The 19,090-nt window shown below is 66.4% G+C and carries 22 protein-coding genes; 12 read left to right on the top strand and 10 right to left on the bottom strand.

The features are described 5' to 3' along the window. Nucleotides 1-38: 38 nt before the first annotated feature. Together QH168_RS08320 and QH168_RS08315 are read left to right on the top strand one after the other, a co-directional pair. Nucleotides 39-908 (top strand): SDR family oxidoreductase, encoded by an 870-nt coding sequence (locus QH168_RS08320; RefSeq protein ID WP_280233936.1) that lies wholly within the window; start codon nt 39-41, stop codon nt 906-908. Nucleotides 909-936: 28 nt separating this feature from the next. Beyond that, a complete protein-coding gene (locus tag QH168_RS08315; RefSeq protein ID WP_280233935.1) occupies nt 937-2,193 on the top strand; it encodes an acyl-CoA dehydrogenase family protein in 1,257 nt (418 codons plus the stop codon). 282 nt (nt 2,194-2,475) lie between these two features. Here the strand turns inward: QH168_RS08315 and QH168_RS08310 are convergent, their stop codons facing one another. Continuing rightward, on the bottom strand, nt 2,476-2,940 hold the full coding sequence (locus tag QH168_RS08310) for an HAD family acid phosphatase (protein WP_348537577.1): 465 nt from the start codon (nt 2,938-2,940) through the stop codon (nt 2,476-2,478). Between the two features lie 133 nt (nt 2,941-3,073). Here QH168_RS08310 and QH168_RS08305 point away from each other — a divergent pair, with 133 nt between their 5' ends. Both QH168_RS08305 and QH168_RS08300 read left to right on the top strand, forming a co-directional pair. Further along, nucleotides 3,074-3,544, top strand: a complete 471-nt coding sequence (locus QH168_RS08305) for a hypothetical protein (RefSeq protein WP_280233955.1) — start codon at nt 3,074-3,076, stop codon at nt 3,542-3,544. A gap of 230 nt (nt 3,545-3,774) precedes the next feature. Beyond that, nucleotides 3,775-4,995 (top strand): serine hydrolase, encoded by a 1,221-nt coding sequence (locus QH168_RS08300; RefSeq protein WP_280233934.1) that lies wholly within the window; start codon nt 3,775-3,777, stop codon nt 4,993-4,995. 68 nt (nt 4,996-5,063) lie between these two features. On the opposite strand, the gene QH168_RS08295 is transcribed toward QH168_RS08300, so the two are convergent. Then, nucleotides 5,064-5,924 carry an alpha/beta fold hydrolase gene (locus QH168_RS08295; protein ID WP_280233933.1) on the bottom strand — a complete coding sequence of 287 codons (861 nt, stop codon included), beginning with the start codon at nt 5,922-5,924 and terminating at the stop codon, nt 5,064-5,066. A 61-nt stretch (nt 5,925-5,985) separates the two neighbouring features. Here QH168_RS08295 and QH168_RS08290 point away from each other — a divergent pair, with 61 nt between their 5' ends. Genes QH168_RS08290 through QH168_RS08280 form a run of 3 tightly spaced genes read left to right on the top strand, consistent with a single transcriptional unit; the run spans nt 5,986 to nt 7,793 of the window. After that, nucleotides 5,986-6,768, top strand: coding sequence for an exodeoxyribonuclease III (locus tag QH168_RS08290; RefSeq protein ID WP_280233932.1), 783 nt, complete (start codon nt 5,986-5,988; stop codon nt 6,766-6,768). Nucleotides 6,769-6,822: 54 nt separating this feature from the next. Then, nucleotides 6,823-7,317 (top strand): ribonuclease domain-containing protein, encoded by a 495-nt coding sequence (locus tag QH168_RS08285; RefSeq protein WP_280233931.1) that lies wholly within the window; start codon nt 6,823-6,825, stop codon nt 7,315-7,317. Beyond that, complete coding sequence (locus QH168_RS08280; protein ID WP_280233930.1) at nt 7,317-7,793, top strand: barstar family protein; 477 nt, start codon at nt 7,317-7,319, stop codon at nt 7,791-7,793. The genes QH168_RS08285 and QH168_RS08280 overlap by 1 nt, the downstream gene beginning before the upstream one ends. Here QH168_RS08280 and QH168_RS08275 read toward each other — a convergent pair. After that, on the bottom strand, nt 7,782-8,465 hold the full coding sequence (locus QH168_RS08275) for a TetR/AcrR family transcriptional regulator (RefSeq protein WP_280233929.1): 684 nt from the start codon (nt 8,463-8,465) through the stop codon (nt 7,782-7,784). The genes QH168_RS08280 and QH168_RS08275 overlap by 12 nt on opposite strands. A gap of 132 nt (nt 8,466-8,597) precedes the next feature. On the opposite strand from QH168_RS08275, the gene trpS reads away from it, so the two are divergent. Both trpS and yhjD read left to right on the top strand, forming a co-directional pair. After that, nucleotides 8,598-9,635 carry a tryptophan--tRNA ligase gene (trpS, locus tag QH168_RS08270; RefSeq protein WP_280233928.1) on the top strand — a complete coding sequence of 346 codons (1,038 nt, stop codon included), beginning with the start codon at nt 8,598-8,600 and terminating at the stop codon, nt 9,633-9,635. A gap of 42 nt (nt 9,636-9,677) precedes the next feature. Continuing rightward, nucleotides 9,678-10,700 carry an inner membrane protein YhjD gene (yhjD, locus tag QH168_RS08265; RefSeq protein WP_280233927.1) on the top strand — a complete coding sequence of 341 codons (1,023 nt, stop codon included), beginning with the start codon at nt 9,678-9,680 and terminating at the stop codon, nt 10,698-10,700. Nucleotides 10,701-10,733: 33 nt separating this feature from the next. Here yhjD and QH168_RS08260 read toward each other — a convergent pair whose 3' ends face one another. Further along, the gene (locus QH168_RS08260) at nt 10,734-12,023 is read right to left on the bottom strand and encodes a D-alanyl-D-alanine carboxypeptidase family protein (protein WP_280233926.1); all 1,290 of its coding nucleotides are present in this window, start codon (nt 12,021-12,023) and stop codon (nt 10,734-10,736) included. A 47-nt stretch (nt 12,024-12,070) separates the two neighbouring features. Then, complete coding sequence (locus tag QH168_RS08255; RefSeq protein ID WP_280233925.1) at nt 12,071-12,955, bottom strand: phenylalanine 4-monooxygenase; 885 nt, start codon at nt 12,953-12,955, stop codon at nt 12,071-12,073. Between the two features lie 191 nt (nt 12,956-13,146). Here QH168_RS08255 and QH168_RS08250 point away from each other — a divergent pair, with 191 nt between their 5' ends. Next, the gene (locus QH168_RS08250) at nt 13,147-13,341 is read left to right on the top strand and encodes a type II toxin-antitoxin system VapB family antitoxin (RefSeq protein WP_280233924.1); all 195 of its coding nucleotides are present in this window, start codon (nt 13,147-13,149) and stop codon (nt 13,339-13,341) included. Between the two features lie 155 nt (nt 13,342-13,496). Then, nucleotides 13,497-14,171: a JAB domain-containing protein gene (locus QH168_RS08245; protein ID WP_280233923.1), complete on the top strand. Its 675-nt coding sequence runs from the start codon at nt 13,497-13,499 to the stop codon at nt 14,169-14,171. Here the strand turns inward: QH168_RS08245 and QH168_RS08240 are convergent. From QH168_RS08240 to QH168_RS08230, 3 genes are read right to left on the bottom strand one after another with little or no spacing between them, the layout of a single operon-like run. After that, complete coding sequence (locus QH168_RS08240) at nt 14,168-15,046, bottom strand: metal ABC transporter permease (RefSeq protein WP_280233922.1); 879 nt, start codon at nt 15,044-15,046, stop codon at nt 14,168-14,170. The genes QH168_RS08245 and QH168_RS08240 overlap by 4 nt on opposite strands. Nucleotides 15,047-15,051: 5 nt before the next feature. Beyond that, complete coding sequence (locus QH168_RS08235; RefSeq protein WP_280233921.1) at nt 15,052-15,789, bottom strand: metal ABC transporter ATP-binding protein; 738 nt, start codon at nt 15,787-15,789, stop codon at nt 15,052-15,054. Then, nucleotides 15,786-16,730, bottom strand: coding sequence for a metal ABC transporter substrate-binding protein (locus QH168_RS08230; protein ID WP_348537576.1), 945 nt, complete (start codon nt 16,728-16,730; stop codon nt 15,786-15,788). The genes QH168_RS08235 and QH168_RS08230 overlap by 4 nt, the downstream gene beginning before the upstream one ends. A gap of 110 nt (nt 16,731-16,840) precedes the next feature. On the opposite strand from QH168_RS08230, the gene QH168_RS08225 reads away from it, so the two are divergent. Further along, nucleotides 16,841-17,983, top strand: coding sequence for a Fic family protein (locus QH168_RS08225; RefSeq protein ID WP_280233920.1), 1,143 nt, complete (start codon nt 16,841-16,843; stop codon nt 17,981-17,983). Nucleotides 17,984-18,220: 237 nt separating this feature from the next. Here the strand turns inward: QH168_RS08225 and QH168_RS08220 are convergent, their stop codons facing one another. Both QH168_RS08220 and QH168_RS08215 read right to left on the bottom strand, forming a co-directional pair. After that, nucleotides 18,221-18,646 (bottom strand): cytotoxic translational repressor of toxin-antitoxin stability system, encoded by a 426-nt coding sequence (locus QH168_RS08220; protein ID WP_280233919.1) that lies wholly within the window; start codon nt 18,644-18,646, stop codon nt 18,221-18,223. Continuing rightward, on the bottom strand, nt 18,643-19,059 hold the full coding sequence (locus QH168_RS08215) for a prevent-host-death protein (protein ID WP_280233918.1): 417 nt from the start codon (nt 19,057-19,059) through the stop codon (nt 18,643-18,645). The genes QH168_RS08220 and QH168_RS08215 overlap by 4 nt, the downstream gene beginning before the upstream one ends. Nucleotides 19,060-19,090: the final 31 nt, after the last annotated feature.

Raw genomic sequence — 19,090 nt, 5'->3', positions numbered from 1 at the left:
CGCGGCTTTTCCTCATAGCTGTGAAGGAGTTTCGAATCATGGGTGCACTCGAAGGACGGGTCGCCGTCATCACCGGCGCTGGCCGGGGGATCGGTCGTGAACACGCGCTGCTGTTCGCCGCCGAAGGGGCCGCGGTGGTCGTCAACGATCTCGGTGGCAGCAATGCGGGCGAGGGCGCCGATGTGGGCCCAGCGCAGGAAGTGGCCGATGAGATCGTGGCCGCGGGCGGGCGCGCGGTGGCCAATACCGAGAACATCGCCACCTGGGACGGGGCGAAGAAACTGGTCGATCAGGCCGTCGCCGAATTCGGCAAGCTCGATATCGTCGTCAACAATGCGGGCATTCTGCGCGACGGTTTCGTCGCCGGGCTCGAAGAATCCCAGTGGGACGCGGTGATCGCGGTCCACCTCAAGGGCCACGCCGCGGTACTGCATCATGCCGCCGCGTACTGGAAGGACCAGAGCAAGGCGGGCAATCAGCTCAACGCCGCCGTGATCAATACCGCGTCCGCCTCCGGTGTCACCATCCCCAATCCGGGTCAGGCCAACTATGGCGCGGCCAAGGCGGGTATCGCGGCCTTGACGCTGGTCGCCGCCGACGAACTGGAACGCTACGGCGTGCGCGTCAATGCCATCGCGCCCATGGCACGCACCCGGCTCACCCTCGCCACACCCGGTATGGGCGCGATCTTCGCCGCCGAGGTCGAGGAGGGTGAGTTCGACGCGTTCAGCCCCGCCAACATCTCCCCGCTCGTGGCGTACCTGGCCTCGGAGAAGTGCCCGCTCACCGGCAAGGTGTTCGCGGTCCAGGGCGGCGCCATCTCCGAGCTGGCAGGCTGGCATGACGTGAAGACCATCGAGGCCGACGGGCCGTGGCTGATCGACGATATCGCCGCCCGGCTGCCCTGATATCACCACCGAGCACAGGAGAACAACGATGTTCGAATGGTCCGAGACCGACGAGATGATCCGCGAGGCGGTGCGGACCTTCATCGACAAGGAGGTCCGCCCGAACCTCGACGCCCTCGACAGCGGTGAGATGTCGCCGTATCCGATCCTGCGGAAGTTGTTCGCGGACTTCGGGATCGAGGCGATGGGTGCTGAGGCCGTCGCCAAGCTGCTGGCCGAACAGCGCAAGCGCGAGGAAGCGCGGGCGGCGGGGGAGCAACTGCCGGAGAAGAAGTCGTCGGGCGGTTCGAGCCCGTTCGCCGGTCAGGAATCGCTGATGGCGGTGCTGATCGGGGAGCTGTCCGGGGTGTGTATGGGTTTGGTGACGGCGCTCGGCGTCAGCATCGGGCTCGGCGCCACCACGATCATGTCCAGGGGCACGCTCGCGCAGAAGGAGCGCTGGCTCGCCGATATCGTCACCTTGAAGAAGGTGGCGTCCTGGGCGATCACCGAGCCGGATTCCGGCTCCGATGCGTTCGGCGGCATGAAGACCTACGTCAAACGCGACGGTGCGGACTACATCCTCAACGGTCAGAAGACCTTCATCACCAATGGCCCCTTCGCCGACGTGATGATCGTCTACGCCAAACTCGACGAAGGACCCGGCACCGACAAACGCGACCGCAAGGTGCTCACCTTCGTGCTCGACAAGGGCATGGAGGGCCTCACCCAGGGCAAACCGTTCAAGAAGATGGGCTTGCACTCCTCACCGACCGGTGAGCTGTTCTTCGACAATGTCCGGGTGGGCCGCGACCGGCTGCTGGGCGAGACCGAGGAACACAAGGGCGGCGACGGCCGCGACAGCGCGCGCTCCAGCTTCACCGCCGAGCGCGTCGGCGTGGCGTTCATGGCGCTCGGCATCATCAACGAATGCCATCGGCTGTGCATCGACTACGCGAAGAACCGCAAGCTGTGGGGTCAGGAAATCGGCCGCTTCCAGTTGGTCCAGCTCAAACTGGCCAAGATGGAAGTCGCGCGGATCAACGTGCAGAACATGGTGTTCAACGTCCTCGAACGTGGTCGCGCCGGTAAGCCGCCGACACTGGCGGAAGCGTCGGCGATGAAGCTGTACGCGTCCGAGGCCGCCACCGAGGTGGCCATGGAAGCCGTGCAGTTGTTCGGCGGCAACGGTTATATGACCGAATACCGAGTCGAGCAGCTGGCGCGCGATGCCAAATCGCTGATGATCTATGCGGGCAGCAACGAGATCCAGGTGACCCATGTCGCCAAGGGGCTGTTGGCGTAATCGTCAGCCGCTGAGAACGACGCCCGTGTGGACCACGGGCGTCGTTCGCGCTTGTCGTGTGGGTCGCGGTGTTCGGAACAGTTGCAGGATCAGATCAGGCGCAGAGCGTGCCCGAGTTCAGGCGCAAGCTCGGCTGGGGTCCAACACCTTGTTGGGGCCTCGATGGCGATTCGGGGCGAGCCTGCTGATGACCTGGATGAACACGGTGGCGTTGGCCGGTGACGATGTCGCAGGCTACCCGGGCCACCGGGCTGATCCGGTTCGAGGGCGAACCCGACCCGCTCAGCTCAGCGCGCCGTCGTAATCGGGTAGCTTGTAGGTCTTTTCGGCGTGACCGCCCGTGAGATCCGACGGGCTGTTGCCGATGTTGGCGACGATCGTGTACCCGGCGAATTCGATATCGATACGCGCGCCGGTCTTGTACTGCTCGAGCCCGGACGAACCGGCGGAGAAGGTGGTGAGCGGGCTGCCGTAGAGGCCGTCGACCGGGAATCCGACAGAGGTGAGATTGTGCCGGGTGTAGCCGTTCACCAGCTCGGGCCGCCCGGTCACGAAGATGATCGCCGCACCCTGCCCCCGCGCCCAGGCGGCCAGCCGCAGGATCGGATCGATCGCGGGAATGATGACGCCCGGGTTGTACTGGGTCGCCAGCGAGGTGTTGTCGATATCGAAGACGATGGCCGGGCGGGCCGCACCGGACAGGCTCCCGGCAAGTTCGTCCCGTGCCCGATCGGCGACAGCCTGCACCTCGGCGATCCATTGCGTATAGGACGGCAGTGCCCCGTCGGAACCGGGACCTGGATCGGAATCGCCTGATTCCCCTGGAGATTCGGATCCGCCGGAGTGCGCGCGGGAATCGGGAGTGCGCGACGGAGCCTCGGTGTCGTCGTCGGAGCGTGATGACGAGCCGGTGTCATCGGAATCCGACGAGGACCCGGATTCACCCGACCCCGAGGAGGAACCGGTGTCATCGGACCTCGAGGAGGAGCCGGTGTCGTCGGAACGCGAGGACGACCCGGAATCTCTAGAGTCCGATGATGAGCCGGATTCGCCGGAGCCGGAAGATGATCCGGTGTCGCCGGGGCGTGCGGACGACCCGGAATCCCTCGAGCCCGATGAAGAACCGGATCCACCCGATCCCGAAGCCGATCCCGACTTCCCCGACCCCGACGCGGAACCCGAGCCCGCAGACCCCGAAGCCGACCCGGATGTCGCCGACCCCGACGATGACCCGGTGCCGCCGGGCAGAATGGAGGAACCGGTATCGGCCAGTGCGGGCAGCGCCGCGATAAGAGTGACGGCGACGCCGAGAGCAACGCCTGCGATGGAGCGCTTCATGACCGGACGTTAACGCCCGAATATTGTGGAGCGCTGTCGTTTCAAATTCCTGAGATGAGCCCGTGACCTCATCGACCTGCCCCGCGCCACGACAACAAGGCATCCCGCACCGCTGCCCCGCCCGGCGGGCTGTTCGCATCGGAGCGAAGCACGCTCGCCGAGCCGACCGCCGAACGGATGCTGCCCGCGGGTGTTTCCGCGCAGCTCAGCCGGCTATCAGGGTCGGTCGTTATGCTCGGGCGGATGACGGCACTACCTGGCACGTTGATCACGGTCATCGATGATCTGGACGCGGTGACCACACGCGGACCCGAGGACGAACCCGCTGCGGCGGGGCTGGCGCGCGGGGATGTCGAGGCGATGTGGGCGTCGGTCCAGGACTGGTATCGGATGGGGACCACGCCCGCGATTCAGGTGTGTGTGCGCCGCCGCGGTGCGGTGGTGTTGAACCGGAGCATCGGGCATGGCTGGGGAAACGGGCCCGAGGACGGCCCTGAGGTCGAGAAGGTTCTCGTCACGCCGGATTCGCCGTTCTGTGGATTCTCCACGGCCAAGGGTGTTTCGGCGACCCTGATGTTCATGCTCATCGAACAGGGCGCGTTCGGCGTGAACGACCGGGTGTGCGAATACATTCCGGAGTTCGCGGCCAACGGGAAAGAGTCGATCACCATCGGGGATGTGCTGTCGCATTCGGCGGGCGTGCCATTCATGACCCCGCCCTATCGGGCCGTCGATGTGGTGGTCGACGAGGACTTCGCGGTGCAGGCGCTCGCCGATCTCGTACCGAGCTGGCGACCGGGACGTTTCCGGGTGTACCACGCGTTGACCGCCGGTTTGATCCAACGACTGCTCGTGCGCCGGGCCACCGGAAAACCGATGCGCGCACATCTCGCCGAACAGGTGCTCGATCCACTCGGCTTCCGGTGGACCAACTTCGGAGTTCGCCCCGAGGATGTCGACAAGGTCGTGCCCAGCGTGAAAACCGGGCCGGGACCGTCCAGGATCGCGAAGTTCCTTGCGCGCAAAGCGCTCGGTGGCGGAATGGGTGGCGCGGTGTCCAAAGAGGCCAACGCGGCCTTCCTCACCGCCGAACTGCCCTCGGGCAACCTGGTGACCACCGCCTACGAACTGTCGCGCTTCTACGAGATCCTCGCCCGCGGCGGCGAACTCGACGGCGTCCGCATCATCGAACCCGCCACCCTGCGCGCGGCCGTCCAGCCCGCCCACCGCATGCCGGGCGCCGCAGGTCGAGTCTCACGCGCCGGATTCGAACTCGGCGCCCGTCGCTCGAAATTCGGCCGCGATACGCAATCCCACTTCGGCCGCAGCGGCCTGACCACCCAATACGGCTGGGCCGACCCGGCCCGCGACCTCTCCGGCGCCATCCTCACCAGCGGCAAAGCCACCACCGACACCACCCGCCCCTGGCACCTCGTAGCCCAAATCTCCCACCTCACCAGTTGACAGCCGCCGAGTGGCACCTGGCTGCGGTTGTCGCGAGTAGACCTCGCAGCCAGGCGCCACTCGCGGGCTCATACGGCGCGTAGGTGGCTGCGGCTGGCGTAGATGTGTTCGGCGATGAGGGTGGCGATGCGGTCGGGGGCCTCGAGCATGGGGACGTGGCCGACACCGTTGACCAGGATGCGGTCGGCGGATTCGGGGAGTTCACGCAGGTAGCGGCGGGCGTAGACGCGGTTGGGGATGATGCGGTCGGTTTCGGCGAGCAGTAGGCGCACCGGGGTCGTCAGGTCGGAGACATTGTCCATGGCCGATGCGCGCAGGCTGCCGAGGATCATCGGAACCATCGCCGGACAGTGCAGGGCCGCGGTGATCATGGCGGCGAGGTCGCGGCGCGGTACCGCGCTCACATTCTTGCTCAGCAGCAAGCCGACGGCCAGCTGGATGAGCCGGTTGTGCGCCGGGAATCCGCCGAGCCGCTTGCCGAGCTGCACCAGCGGAATCAACGAGGAGAACTTCAGGCCCACCCGGACCTGGGTGAACGAGGGCGAATTCCAACCACCCGCCGGCGCGATCGCGGTCAAGGTGCGGGCCCGGCCGCGCCGCGCCAATTCGAAACCGACCCAGGCACCCAGCGAATTACCGGCGATATGGCAGGTGCGCCAACCGAGTTCGTCCAGCTGAGCTTCGATCTGATCGGCGAAATCACGGAACTCCAGCGTCCGGCCGTTGAACTCGGGGCCACCCCAGTGTCCGGTGAACGCGGGCGCGAATACTTCGCAATGCGAGGACAATCGGGCCGCGACCTGCTCCCAGCAATGCGGAGAGAGCATGAAGCCGTGCAACAGCAGCACCGGGTCACCTGACCCGACGTGCAGCGCCTTGATCGGCATGAGTGGGGAAGTGGGCGTGGAGGTGCCTGACGTCATCGTCATCACCCCTTCCTGGCGCGATGTCCTCGGGGAGTGTCGGTGCATTGCATTGTACGGTCGTCGGGTGCCCCACATCATCTCGACAGTGAACGTCAACGGCGTGCGCGCGGCGGCGGGCAAAGGCATGCTCGCCTGGCTCGCCGCCACCGAGGCCGACATCATCTGTCTCCAGGAGACCCGCGCGACCGACGACCAGGTCGCCGCCGCGCTGGCGCCTGCGCTCGAGCAGGGCTGGCAGCTCTCGCATGCGGAACCGGACGCCAAGGGCAGGGCCGGGGTCGGGGTGCTGTCGCGGCGGGCGCCGCTGGCGGTGCGCACCGCCATCTCCCCGGACAGCGAATTCGCGGCGACCGGCCGTTTCATCGAGGTCGAGTTCGATGAGGTGACGGTGGCGAGTGTGTATGTGCACACCGGCGAGGCGGGCACCGAGCGGCAGGAGGCGAAGTACCGGTTCCTGGCCGAGATCGGCGCCCATCTGCGCACCGTGACCGGCGACTATGTCATCGCGGGCGACTGGAACATCGCCCATACCGAGCGTGACATCAAGAACTGGAAGGGCAACCTGAAGAAGTCGGGCTTCCTCCCCGAGGAGCGCGCCTGGCTCGACGCGCAGCTGGCGGCGGGCTATGTCGACGTGGTGCGGGCACTGCATCCCGAGGGTGACGGCCCGTACAGCTGGTGGTCCTACCGCGGCCGCGCCTTCGACAATGACGCTGGGTGGCGCATCGACTACCACCTGGCCACTCGAGGGCTGGCCGAGCGGGCCAAGCAGGCGATCGTCGAACGCGCCGACGATTACCATCTGCGCTGGTCCGATCATGCGCCGGTCACCGTGCAGTACCGCTGAACCGCTGTCTCGAGCTACACCGCTGAACGTGCAGTACCGAAGAAAGCAGGAGCTGTGAAAGCCAAGGTCATCCGTGTCCTGTCGGCGGTGGGCACGGTGGTGCTCGCCGTGCTCGTCGCACTGCTGGCGACCAAGGGCGGTGACGATACGAGCACCGATGCGTCGACCACGTCGACCCGGCCGGCCGTCACCAGCGCCGCGTCACCGGCCGATATGCCGCGCGACACCGGAAGGGGCGCCACCGCGCCCGTGGCGTCCAAGGCGCCCGGCGTCCCCGATCGCGCGTACACCACATTGCGGGAGATCGATGCGGGTCGCTGGCCCGGCTCGGCGAACTCCCCTGGTACCAAGGGCGGCGATCGGTTCTACAACCGTGGTGGTGACCTGCCCGCCAAGGACGCCGACGGTAAGGCGATCACGTATCAGGAGTGGGACGTCAACCCGAAGCAACCCGGACGCTCACGCGACGCCGAACGCATCGTCACCGGAAGTGATGGTTCGGCGTGGTACACCGGTGACCACTACGAAACCTTCACGAGGATGCGCTGATGACCATCGCGTTATCGCAGTTCCTGGCCCCCGATCTGTCGTCGGCTCCGGTCGCACGTAAGCCTGCGCCGGTCTTCGGGGTGCTCGATGTGGGGGCGCCCGAGTTCAGTGGCGTCCGGCATCAGGCGCCGTCGGGCTACCGGGTGCGCGAGGTGCGCGGGAAGAAGATGCGCTCGGTGGCGGGGGTGCTCGACGAATTCGCGGCCGCCTTCCAGTTCCCCTACTACTTCGGCAACAACAAGGACGCGTTCGACGACTGTCTGCGCGATCTCGACGACTGGCTCGGATCGGCCGAGGGATATGTCGTCGTGGTGCGTGACGGTGGTCAGCTCCTGGCCGATGCCCCGGCCGACCGTGCGTGGCTCGCGTCGGCGCTGACCGAGAGCGCCGAGTATTGGGCGCGCCGGGAGATCGTGTTCCGGGTGGTCGTGCAGGGGGAATCGGCGGGGTTGCCCGCCGTCGGCCTACACCTGTGAAGCGGTCCCGCCCGGCTGGTCCCGCTCGGCGGTCGATTCGCCGAGCCGGTGCGCCAGATCCTCGCCGAGCAGCACGAACACATCGGTGGTGTGCTCGATCAGGTCGTCGCGGCTGATCGGCAGATCGCCGCGCAACCACCCGGTCAACGTCTGGACCAGGCCGCCGACCAGATACGTCGCCCGGAAGTCGATCACCGGATCCGGCTCCGGGTCGGTGATGCCGTAGAACTCGACCCCCTCGGTGGCGACCAGCCGCGCGAACACCCGGATCGTCTCGGTGGTGCGCGCCCGCAGCTCCGGCGTCGCCATACCCGCGACCAGCGCCACCTCCGCCTTGCGCGGATCATCGGTGAGCAGATGAATGCCCGCGGTGATCGCCGCATGCGCCTTGGACCTGGTGTCGGCGGGGGCGGTGTGCAAGGCGGCGAGGATCACGACCGCGAGTTCTTCGGCGATCCCGTCGATCAGGGCCGTCAGCACCGCATCGCGGCTGTCGAAGCTTTCGTAGTAGTACCGCTCGTTGAGTCCGGCACGGGTGCACAGACCGGAGACGGTGAGCTTGGCCAGGCCCTGCGTGCCGATGATGTCGAGCGCCGCGTCGAGCAGCGCCGCGCGTCGCTGCGCGCGACGCTCGTCCGCGGAGATCCCGCCGTAGGTCCGCTGCGCAGTCACGGGTTCGATCATAGGGTGGCCGGTCGCGGTTGCGGCCGGGTTCGGCGGGTGGTGTGGCCGCGTCGGGCTCGGTCACCGGTGGCCGGGGGACGACGTCGGTCCGGCAGTGGGAGGCATGCGAAGATCGGGGGCATGTCGAGTCCTGCTTCCAGCCCGGTCGCCGCCGGTGAACGCAAACAGCGGGTCCTGTCCGGGATCCAGCCCACCAGCTCCTCGTTCCATCTCGGCAACTATCTCGGTGCGCTCCAGTACTGGGTGACCATGCAGGACGATTACGACGCGCTGTACTTCATCCCGAACATGCACGCCATCACCGTGCCGCAAGACCCCAAGGAGCTGCGCCTTCGCACGCGCAGCGCGGTCGCGCAGCTGCTTGCTCTCGGTATCGATCCGAAGCGGTCGACGCTGTTCGTGCAGAGTCAGGTGCCCGAGCACGCCGAGCTGACCTGGGTGCTGAGCTGTATCACCGGATTCGGTGAGGCGAGCCGGATGACCCAGTTCAAGGACAAGTCGGTCAAACAGGGCGCGGAGAACGCGACCGTCGGGCTGTTCACCTATCCGGTGCTGATGGCCGCCGATATCCTGCTCTACCGTCCGCATCAGGTGCCGGTCGGTGAGGATCAGCGCCAGCATCTGGAACTGACCCGGAATCTGGCCCAGCGGTTCAACACTCGGTTCAAGAAGACGTTCGTGGTGCCGGAGGCGCATATCGTCAAGGGCACCGCCAAGATCTTCGACCTGCAAGATCCGACCGCGAAGATGAGCAAGTCGGCCAGCAGCGACGCGGGCCTGATCAACCTGCTCGACGATCCGAAGGTGACCGCCAAGAAGATTCGTTCCGCGGTCACCGACACCGAACGCGAGATCCGCTACGACCCCGACGCCAAGCCCGGTGTCAGCAATCTGCTGGTGATCCTCGGGTCGCTCACCGACACCCCGATCGTCACCCTCGAAAAGGATTACGAGGGCAAGGGCTACGGCGATCTGAAATCCGACGTCGCCGACGCGCTGGTCGAATTTGTCACGCCCTTGCAGGCGAAGGTGGAAGAGTATCGCGCGGATCAGGGCGAACTCGACCGCATCCTCGCCGCAGGCGCGGAGCGGGCACGAGAGATCGCCGGCAACACCCTCGCACAGGTTTACGACCGGGTGGGTTTCCTGACCCGCTAGACCCGTTCGCACCGGCTGTGAGGTCCGTCTGAGGGGCTGACAGTGCAGTTGATCGACAACATCAAAGCGGCGGTCTCACGGCAGGTCGAGACGCGTCCGTGGCTCGACCATCTGGTGCGCGCCGGTGGGCGCTATCAGAGCCAGCGCGGTGATTACTTCGCCGCCGGCATCACCTATTTCACGGTGCTGTCGTTGTTTCCGTTGCTGATGGTGGCCTTCGCCGCGGCCGGTTTCGTGCTGGCGGGCAATCCGGAACTGCTCGAGGAGATCGAGCAGCGGGTGGTGGAGAACATCCCCGGTGAGCTGGGCACACAGCTCAACGACCTGATCGATCAGGCCATCAGATCGCGCACCGCGGTCGGTGTCCTCGGCCTGCTGACCGGTCTGTACACCGGACTCGGGTGGATGGCGAATCTCCGTGCGGCGCTGACCGAACAGTGGGAGCAGAAGACCGAGGACGGCAACTGGATCGTCACCAAGATCAATGATCTCGGTGCGCTGATCGGTCTCGCTCTCGCCTTCGTGGTGTCGCTCGGCCTGTCGGGTCTGGCCTCCAGTGGGCTCGGTGCGCAGCTGCTCGATGCCGTTGGGCTGCGTGAGGTGCCCGGCGCGCGGTTCGTGCTGTGGGCGTTGTCGACCCTGCTCGCGCTGCTGGCCTCGTGGGCGGTGTTCGCGTGGATGATCGCGCGGTTGCCGAGGGAACCGGTGACCCTTGCCAGTGCGGCCAAAGCAGCGGCCCTGGCCGCGCTGGCCTTCGAAGTGTTCAAGATGATCGCATCGGTCTATCTGCAATCGGTGATGAGCAGTCCGGCCGGTGCGGCCTTCGGTTCGGTGATCGGTCTGATGGTGTTCAGCTATGTCACCTATCGGATCGTGCTGTTCGCGACCGCCTGGGCGGCCACCGCCGCGGACAACGAGCGGGAGGCCGAGGTGCCGGTGCCCGGGCCCGCGGTGATCCGGCCGCGGATGCAGGACGGCGGCCGGTTCGGCGGCGGTGCCACCTACTTCGGGGCGGGTGCCGTTGCCGCGTTGAGTCTTTCGCTGCTGCGGCGTCGCAAGCGATGACGCCGTGCCTTGCGGTGGTCGACCCGCAGACCGTCAGCGCCGCTTGACGATTCGCCGGGCACCGGCCAGCAGCACCAGCACCATGATGCCGCCGCCGACGACGAGCACCCACCGCAGATCGTCGCGGTCGGGCCCGCCCTGCGATTGCGCCAGATGCCCGACCTCCGAACCCTGCGGTGGCGCGGCGAGCGCGACAGCGGTTGGCGTGGTTTCGGGTTCCGCGCCGGGCAGGTGGCCGACCGAGGCATCGGTGTCGAGGGCGAAGCCGTAGTCGAGTAGCCGCGCCGCCTGTTCCCACGGCCGGATCGGCAGCACATCGGCCTTGAGCAGGGTGACGATGAGCGTGCGCCCGTTGCGCTCGGCGGCCGCGACGAAGGTCTGCCTGGCGTCATCGGTGAACCCGGTCTTCCCACCGAGCGCGCCTTCGTAGTTGTAGAGCAGATGGTTGTCGTTGCCCACCGGGAAACCCGGATGGTCCTTGTCGTCCGGGATTCGTGGATCGGCGGGATAGCCGGGGAAATCGATCTGCTCGGTGCGGATCAGCTCGGCGAACAACGGGATCGTCATCGCCTCGCGGAACAGCAGCGACAGGTCGTAGGCCGAAGTGCTCATCCCCGGGCCGTCGAGGCCGGAGGGAGTCGCCGCGCGGGTGTCCAGGGCGCGCAGCGAATGCGCTTGGGCGTTCATCAAGGCCACCGTGCCCGCGTTGCCGCCGAGCTGGGCGGCGATCGCATGCGCGGCATCGTTGCCCGAGGCCATGATGAGCGCCTGCAACAGCTGACGGTTGGTGTAGCGTCCGCCCGGCCCGATCCCGACCCGAGTGCCGTCCACATCGGCATCGGCCTGGGTGCCGGTCACCACGGTGTCCAGGTTCAGCGTGCGCAAGGCCACCGTGGCCAGCAACACCTTGATCGTGCTGGCCGGTCGATAACGCCCGTGCGGATCCTTGGCGGCCAGCACCTGGCCGGTCTCCATATCCGACACCATCCACGCCGTCGCCGAGATCTCCGCAGGCACCGGCGGCGCACCATCGGGCACCACCACCCCGCACTCACCCAACCGTTCCCCACCGATCGGCGGATCCGGTACCGGCAGCGGCTCGGGCGTCGGCTGCCCCGGCTCCGGCACCTCCGACAGATCGATCGGCGCGGGCGGCAACGTCTGTTGCGGGCAACTATCGGTATTGGGCGTGGTGAAAGGCGTCGTCGTCGGGCCCGTGCTGCTCGCGGGTTCGGCGATCGCAGGCGCTCCGGCCACCGCTCCGACACTCAGCACTACGGCCAGAGCCACCGTAGCCCGGCGGCGAAGATCCCGGATGTTCATCGCGCGTGAGCCTAGCGGGCCTGGCGAGGCTCACCGCGGTTGGCGGGTCAGCGAGCGGTGGCAAGACGCATCGGCGTCTCGTCATCCATCTCCGCGAAGAACCCGCCGATCACATCCTCGATCTCGCCGATCGACTCGGCGCAGTACAGGATCGGCTGGTAGTGGGTGATGTCGTAGGTGTCGGTGCCCATGGCGGCGACGTCGAGGGGGCGTAGTTCGGCGTGCCGGAATTCGTCGATCTCACCGTAGGAGGACAGCAGACCGGCTCCGTAGCAACGGATTTCGCCGTGCTCGCGGACCACGCCGAATTCCATCGAGAACCAGAACACATCGGCGAGGAACTTCAAGGCCGGTTCGGTCTCCAGGCGGGCGACCGCCGCGCCGACGGTCTCGTAGACGGCGGCGAAGCGGGGGCTGGCCACCTGATTCGCGTGCCCGATCACCTCGTGGACGGCGTCCGGTTCGGGAGTGTAGAGCGGCGCCGAATGATGCCGGATGTACTGGGTGGCGTGGAAGGTCCGCTCGGCGAAGGAGCCGAAGAACTCGCGGAGCGGCACCAGTCCCGCGGCGGGTACATAGCGGAATCCGGTCAGTGGTTCGAGAGCCGCGGACACCTCGTCCAGCTGTGGGATGCGGTCGGTGGGCAGCGCGAGTCGCGCCGACGCCTCCAGGATTTCGGCGCAGGCATGGGTCCGGTGCTTGCGGGCGAGTTCGGCGGATACGATCCGCCATACCTGCTGCTCGTCGTCGGTGTACTCGATGCGCGGCATGGGAGCGCCGGGCCGGTAGTCGAGTGCGAGCGCGGCGATGGCGTTGCGCCGGGCCCGGTATTCGGGGTCGTGTACGCCGGGGTGCTCATCGCTGAGATGCACCGTCACGTCACCGTCACCGGTGCGCGTCACCGGCGAATAGAGCTGTGCTTCGGTGAACATACGTCGATGCAAGCACCACCACGGCAAACTGACAACGAACACACGCTCAACTGCGCAAACTGTCTACTTTCCGTGCCCGTTCGGCGCCTGCGCGGACGTGCCGGTCGGCGTGTCGGCCGTCGTGGCGGCTTCATTCACCGCACATCGGCGCGGCTGATGGCGCAAGATGGCGAAAGTACGAAGGAGGACGCATGCGGACCGTGCGAATCGATCTCGACCAGAAACTACTTGCCGCGGCGGGGACCATCATGGGCACCTCGACCAGTGCCGCGACCATCAACGAGGCGCTGCGCCGCATAGTCGTGCACGAACGGCAGCTCCGGCACCTGGAGCGGCTCGCGTCCGGTGGTCGGGCGCGCGGTGAGTTGGCCGTGGTCGACGGATAGTCCCGCAGACACCGCTCACGGCGTCCGTTCGGTAGGTCGGGCGCCGAAACACCCGCCGCCTCGGCAGCCGAATTCGATCCGCTGATCTGTCGGTGGGTGCTGGCATCATCGGCGATGTCCAACATTCGCGGCCCGGCCGCACCGAGGGGGGAACGATGTCGGTACCCATCGCCGATCTGCCCGGAAGTCAGCGCCCACGGGAGCGCCTGGCCATGCTGGGGCCCGCCGCCCTCACCGATGGCGAACTGCTCGCCCTGCTGTTACGTCATGGCAGACGTGGCGAGAGCGCGCTGGAGATGGCGGCGGAATTGCTGGCCGAACACGGTGGCCTCGCCGGGCTCGCGGTGGCGCGTCCAGAAGAGCTCGCCATGCGCTCCGGTGTCGGTGCGGCCAAAGCGGCTTCCATCATCGCCGCGTTCCACCTGGCCACCCGAGCCCGCCGCGATACCCCGACCCTCACCTGTCTACGCGGCGCCGCGGATGTCGTGCGGGTCGCGCAGCCGCTGTTCGCGGGGGCACGGGTGGAACGGTTACTCGTGCTGGTGTGCGATGCGCGCAACCGATTGCGGCAGCCGGTGTTCGTGGCCGAAGGCGCGATCGACCAGGTGGCGGTCCCGGTCCGCGAAATCTTGAACACGGTGCTGCGCCACGACGGCCGCGCCTTCGCCATCGCGCACAATCATCCATCCGGGGATCCGAGCCCCAGCATCGACGATCGGCGCGCAAGCACCATGCTCATCGAGGCTGCCCGCACCGTCGGTCTGCGGTTTCTCGACCATGTGGTGATCGCGGGGGAACAATGGCGCAGCGCGCCGCCGCTGGCGGGCTAGGTATTCGCGAGCGCGTTCGCCGACCGTCGGCGTGCGGCGGCGAGCCGGGCGCCGATCACGCCGTGGCGCGGCGCGAACAGATACACCAGCGTGAACGCGACACCCTGGGCGACCACGATCATGCCGCCGGACGCGGTGTCGAGGTGGTAGCTCAGATACAGCCCGATCACCGCACAGGCCGCCGAAACGGTCGGCGCGATGACGAGCATGCGCCCGAACCGGTCCGTCAGCAGATACGCGGTGGCGCCCGGAATGATCAGCATCGCCACCACCAGAATCACCCCGACGGCCTGCAACGCCACCACCGACGTCAAGGCCAGCAGCCCGAGCAGTGCGGCGCCGAGCAGTCGCGGGCTCATCCCGATCGCATGGGCGTGGGTGGGATCGAAGGCGTAGAGGGTGAAATCACGCCGTTTGAGGATCAGCGCGGCGAAGACGATCGCGGCCAGGATGGCGATCTGCACCAGATCCGAGCGGCTCACACCCAGCAGATTGCCGAAGATGATGTGGTTGAGGTCGGTGTGGCTCGGGGTGACCGACACCAGCACCAGACCGAAGGCGAACAAGGTGGTGAACACTATGCCGATAGCCGCGTCCTCCTTCACCCGGCTGGTATCGCGGACCACCCCGATCAACGCCACCGCGAGGAACCCGAAGATCACCGCGCCTACAGCGAACGGCGCACCGACGATATAGGCCAGCACCACGCCGGGCAGTACCGCGTGCGAGACCGCATCACCCATCAGCGACCAACCGATCAGCACCAGCCAGCACGAGAGCACCGCGCACACCACGGCCGCGATCACACTGGTCGCGAGCGCGCGCACCATGAATTCGTAGCGCAGCGGGTCGACGAAGAAGTCGATCACGTTCATCGTGCTCACCGTTGTCCCATGACGTCGAGACCGAAAGCGAGAGCGAGGCTTTCGGGGCGCAACGCCTCGTCGGGATCACCGTGCATCAGCACTTTCCGCATGAGCAGGACCGCTTCGTCGGCGAGTCCCGGCAGGGCGTGCAGATCATGGGTCGACACCAGCACCGTCACACCGTCGGCGGCCAGTTCCCGCAGCAGACCGGTGATGGTGGCTTCCGAGCGCTTGTCGACACCGGCGAACGGCTCGTCCAACAGCAGAACAGTGGCGCCCTGGGCGATTCCGCGCGCCACGAAAGCGCGTTTGCGTTGGCCGCCGGAGAGTTGTCCGATCTGCCGGTCGGCCAGATCCGTGAGTTCCACGCGCTCGAGCGCATAGTCGACCGCCTCACGATCGCTGCGGCGGGCCCGCCGGGTGAATCCCATTCGACCGTAGCGGCCGGTGGTCACCACCTCGCGCACCGACAGCGGAAACGACCAGTCGACGTCTTCGCTCTGCGGAACGTATCCGACAGCGCCCGCCTTCCTCGCGGCCGCCGGTGTTCCGCCGCCGATGCGGACGGTGCCGCGATCGGGGGTTACCAGGCCCATGATGGTCTTGAACAGCGTCGACTTACCCGAGCCGTTCATGCCGATGAGCCCGCATACCCGGCCGGATTCGACGGTCAGGTCGACGGCGTCGAGGGCGAGTACCGCACCGTAGTGGACGGTGACGTCGCGAACCTCGATGGCTGATGCGTCGCTCATGGCTTGCTCCCGGTGAGTGCCGCGCCGATCAGATCGGCATCGTGGCGGATGAGCTCCAGATAGGTCGGGACCGGGCCGTCCGGTTCGGACAGCGAGTCCACGTACAGCACCCCACCGAACGTCGCACCGGACGCTTCGACGACGCGGCGCATGGGCGCGTCGGAGACGGTGGATTCGCAGAACACGGCGGGCACCTGATTGGCGCGCACGAATTCGATCGCGGAGGTGATCTGCTGCGGGGTGGCCTGCTGTTCGGCGTTGACCGGCCAGATGTATTTCTCGGTCAGCCCGGCGTCGCGGGCCAGATAGGAAAACGCGCCCTCGCAGGTGACCAGGGCGCGCTGCTGCGGCGGCAGCACACTCAGTTCGGCGACGAGTTCATCGTTCACCCGCTGCAACTCGGCCTTGTAGCTGTCGGCGTTGGCGCGGAAATCAGCGGCGTGCTCCGGGTCGAGTTCGCTGAACGCGGTGACCATATTGTCGACATAGGTGCGCACGTTCAGCGGCGACATCCAGGCATGCGGATTGGGTTTGCCCTGGTAGGCGTCCTCGGTGATGCTCATCGGGACGACACCGTCGCTGACGGTCACGTGCGCGGCCTCGGAGTCCTCGACGAACTGCCCGAACCAGGCTTCCAGATTCATCCCGTTGTCCAGGATCAGATCGGCCTTCGCGGCCTTCTTGATATCGCCCGGTGTCGGTTCGTACCCGTGAATCTCGGCCCCCGGCTTGGTGATCGACTCGACCGCCAGATGCTCGCCCGCCACATTCTCCGCGATATCGGCGAGCACGGTGAACGTCGTGAGCACCGTCGGCTTCCCGTCGTCACCCTCGATCGCGCCACACCCGGTCGACCCGACCGCAACCGCACACGCGGCAAGAAGCGCCCCGATCCCCGTCACACCACGAAATCCACGCCCGGAACGCAACAAGCTACCCACTACCAAATAGTAATGTTCGGGTCCCCGAAACTTCAAGTTCGGATCCATACGTGAGACTGGTGCGCCAATCAGGCAATGCTACCAGGCTGCTAGCATGCTAGCATCAGGCCGTGCTGTTCGAAGTGCCTGTTCTCGATGCCGACGATCGACAGGTCCTCGCCGAGATCGAGGCCTTCCGAGATCAATTCCGGTATCGCCTTGCCGAGCCGAGACAATGGCAGGGCCAATTGCGACGCAGTCTGTCCGCCGGGGCGATCCGGGGCTCGAACACCATCGAGGGCTACACGATCAGTTTCGATGACGCCATGGCCTTGGCGTCGGGCGAACAGATGTCGGCCGCTCCCGACGAGGACACCCGCGTCGCGGTCGAGGGCTACAAGGACGCGCTGACCTTCGTGCAGCAGGCAGCTCATTTCGAGATTTTCCGGTACGAGGAGATGTTGCTGTCCGCGCTCCATTTCATGCTGGTCAAGCATGATCTTCCGCAGTGGCCGGGGCGCTACCGTCCCGGCGGTATCCGGGTCAGCGGTGGTGCCGGTCGCCCACCGGTATACGAGGGCCCGGACGCCGAACGGGTGCCCGGACTGATGCGCGAACTGATCGACTGGCTCAACGACGGCGACCGCGATGCGTCACCGTATGTACGTGCCGCGATGGCCCACCTCAATCTGGTCTCCATCCATCCATGGCGCGATGGCAACGGACGCATGTCGCGCTGCGTGCACACGATGGTGCTCGCGCGCGATCAAGTGCTGGCCCCCGAGTTCTCCAGCATCGAAGAGTGGCTCGGCATGTCCGAACTCAACACCCTCGAGTACTACGCCGCACTGCGCCGCACCCAACAGGGCGGCTACCACGTCGGCAACGACACCCACGGCTGGATGCGCTTTTGCCTGCGCGCGCACCATCTACAAGCCCAAGGTGTACAGCGGAGATTCGAGTCGGCAGCCCAGATCTGGGCCGAACTGGAAGATCTCGCCGCTACTCATCGTCTCCCGGACCGAGCTGTCACCGCCCTCTACGCGGCAGCCAACGGACATCTACGCCGGGCCACGTATGCCGCCGACGAAGGTCTCACCCGGGACATCTCGGTACGCGATCTGCAACTACTCCAACGCCTCGGACTCATCGAGCCGATCGGTCATGCTCGAACCCGCCGCTACGACGCCGGGCCAGACCTGCGTGCCATCAACGAAACCGTCCAGTCGAAGGTGTCGGCGCAATTTCTGCGGGAGCCTTATCCGGGGGACTGACTTGTTCGGTTCGTCTGTTGTGGATATTCGGGACCTTCACCAGGCACGGGTCTCGATCAGCAGGCCGCTGGATCGACCAGATCTACAAGCACATCCCCGACCCGAAGCCCGGCTACGTGGCCGACTGGGATCAGCTTCCGCAGTGGCAGCAAGACACCGACTCGGACATTTTCGAGGTCATCGAGCGTCGGTGGGTCTCAGAACGTCGCTGAACGGCAAGCATCGGCGCGGAATTCACTATGTGCCCTGCGTCCAGAATTCTTGCAGCCGGGCAATTGCCGTGGCTTTGTTCATGGCGGCAACTTCGATTTCGGGCAGGCCGACTCGATGGATCAGCAGATGTACGAGGTCGATGGGTAGCGATTCTCGTGGTATCTCCGGCAGACCGCGGTTCGGTGGTGTGCCATCCAGGACGCACCGCCAGAACTCGGCTTCGGTTACGCAGAGTTGGTCGCGGAGAATGTGCGCCCACATCGATGCGCCATACCCGGTGCGGTCCACCGGATGTGAGATTCTGGTGCGCAGAACGCGCCCGTCGGTGAGGGTGAATTCATAGGTGACGTGGTGGGTGCCTTGTCGGCCGCGAGCATCCCCTACTCGTGTCCAGCCTTCGAGTTCGCAGAACTGCTCGTGCCGTGTGCGGGTCGGCTCCGGCCAGGTCATCCGTCGTCTCCGACCAGCCACCCGCGAAGCTGAGTGTCGGTGCTTAGGCTGATCAGTTGGACCAAACCCCAGTTCTCGCGGTGGTTGGGTGCGTTACGGAGGCGGTCCTGCCAGTCTTCGGCGTACTCGCGAAGCGCGAGGACGGTCTCCTCGATGGCTTCGTCCAGCGTGGCGCCATCGGCCGCTACCGGTAACCCCGGCAGGAATACCGACCATCCGTTGTTCTCGGCTACTACCTCGGCGGATGACGGGCACAGCATGGCCAGGGCGTAGCGCAGACGCTCCGCGTCGACCACGGCGGCGTAGTCGGCATCACGCCGAACCGTCGCGACACGGCCTTCGCTGGCTGCGTCCAGTAGGTCCTTCAGGTGGCTGCGAGCAGCTGTGTAGTTGTCGTAGTGCACGGCTGACATGGGTCACCTCTCGGTCCGATGGTTCGATCCT

It is taken from the genome of Nocardia cyriacigeorgica (genome assembly GCF_029868385.1).
Taxonomy (GTDB): Bacteria; Actinomycetota; Actinomycetes; order Mycobacteriales; family Mycobacteriaceae; genus Nocardia; species Nocardia cyriacigeorgica_F.
The sequence above is the reverse complement of the archived record's forward strand: the minus strand, read 5'-3'. Positions and strand labels throughout refer to the sequence as shown.

Coding starts and splice junctions, on each gene's coding strand:
- QH168_RS08315 (WP_280233935.1), top strand. CDS start 937: ATGTTCGAATGGTCCGAGACCGACGAGATGATCCGCGAGGCGGTGCGG.
- QH168_RS08320 (WP_280233936.1), top strand. CDS start 39: ATGGGTGCACTCGAAGGACGGGTCGCCGTCATCACCGGCGCTGGCCGG.
- QH168_RS08295 (WP_280233933.1), bottom strand. CDS start 5,924: ATGACGATGACGTCAGGCACCTCCACGCCCACTTCCCCACTCATGCCG.
- QH168_RS08215 (WP_280233918.1), bottom strand. CDS start 19,059: ATGTCAGCCGTGCACTACGACAACTACACAGCTGCTCGCAGCCACCTG.
- QH168_RS08240 (WP_280233922.1), bottom strand. CDS start 15,046: ATGAACGTGATCGACTTCTTCGTCGACCCGCTGCGCTACGAATTCATG.
- QH168_RS08245 (WP_280233923.1), top strand. CDS start 13,497: ATGTCGGTACCCATCGCCGATCTGCCCGGAAGTCAGCGCCCACGGGAG.
- QH168_RS08250 (WP_280233924.1), top strand. CDS start 13,147: ATGCGGACCGTGCGAATCGATCTCGACCAGAAACTACTTGCCGCGGCG.
- trpS (WP_280233928.1), top strand. CDS start 8,598: ATGTCGAGTCCTGCTTCCAGCCCGGTCGCCGCCGGTGAACGCAAACAG.
- QH168_RS08260 (WP_280233926.1), bottom strand. CDS start 12,023: ATGAACATCCGGGATCTTCGCCGCCGGGCTACGGTGGCTCTGGCCGTA.
- QH168_RS08235 (WP_280233921.1), bottom strand. CDS start 15,789: ATGAGCGACGCATCAGCCATCGAGGTTCGCGACGTCACCGTCCACTAC.
- QH168_RS08220 (WP_280233919.1), bottom strand. CDS start 18,646: ATGACCTGGCCGGAGCCGACCCGCACACGGCACGAGCAGTTCTGCGAA.
- QH168_RS08280 (WP_280233930.1), top strand. CDS start 7,317: ATGACCATCGCGTTATCGCAGTTCCTGGCCCCCGATCTGTCGTCGGCT.
- QH168_RS08300 (WP_280233934.1), top strand. CDS start 3,775: ATGACGGCACTACCTGGCACGTTGATCACGGTCATCGATGATCTGGAC.
- QH168_RS08255 (WP_280233925.1), bottom strand. CDS start 12,955: ATGTTCACCGAAGCACAGCTCTATTCGCCGGTGACGCGCACCGGTGAC.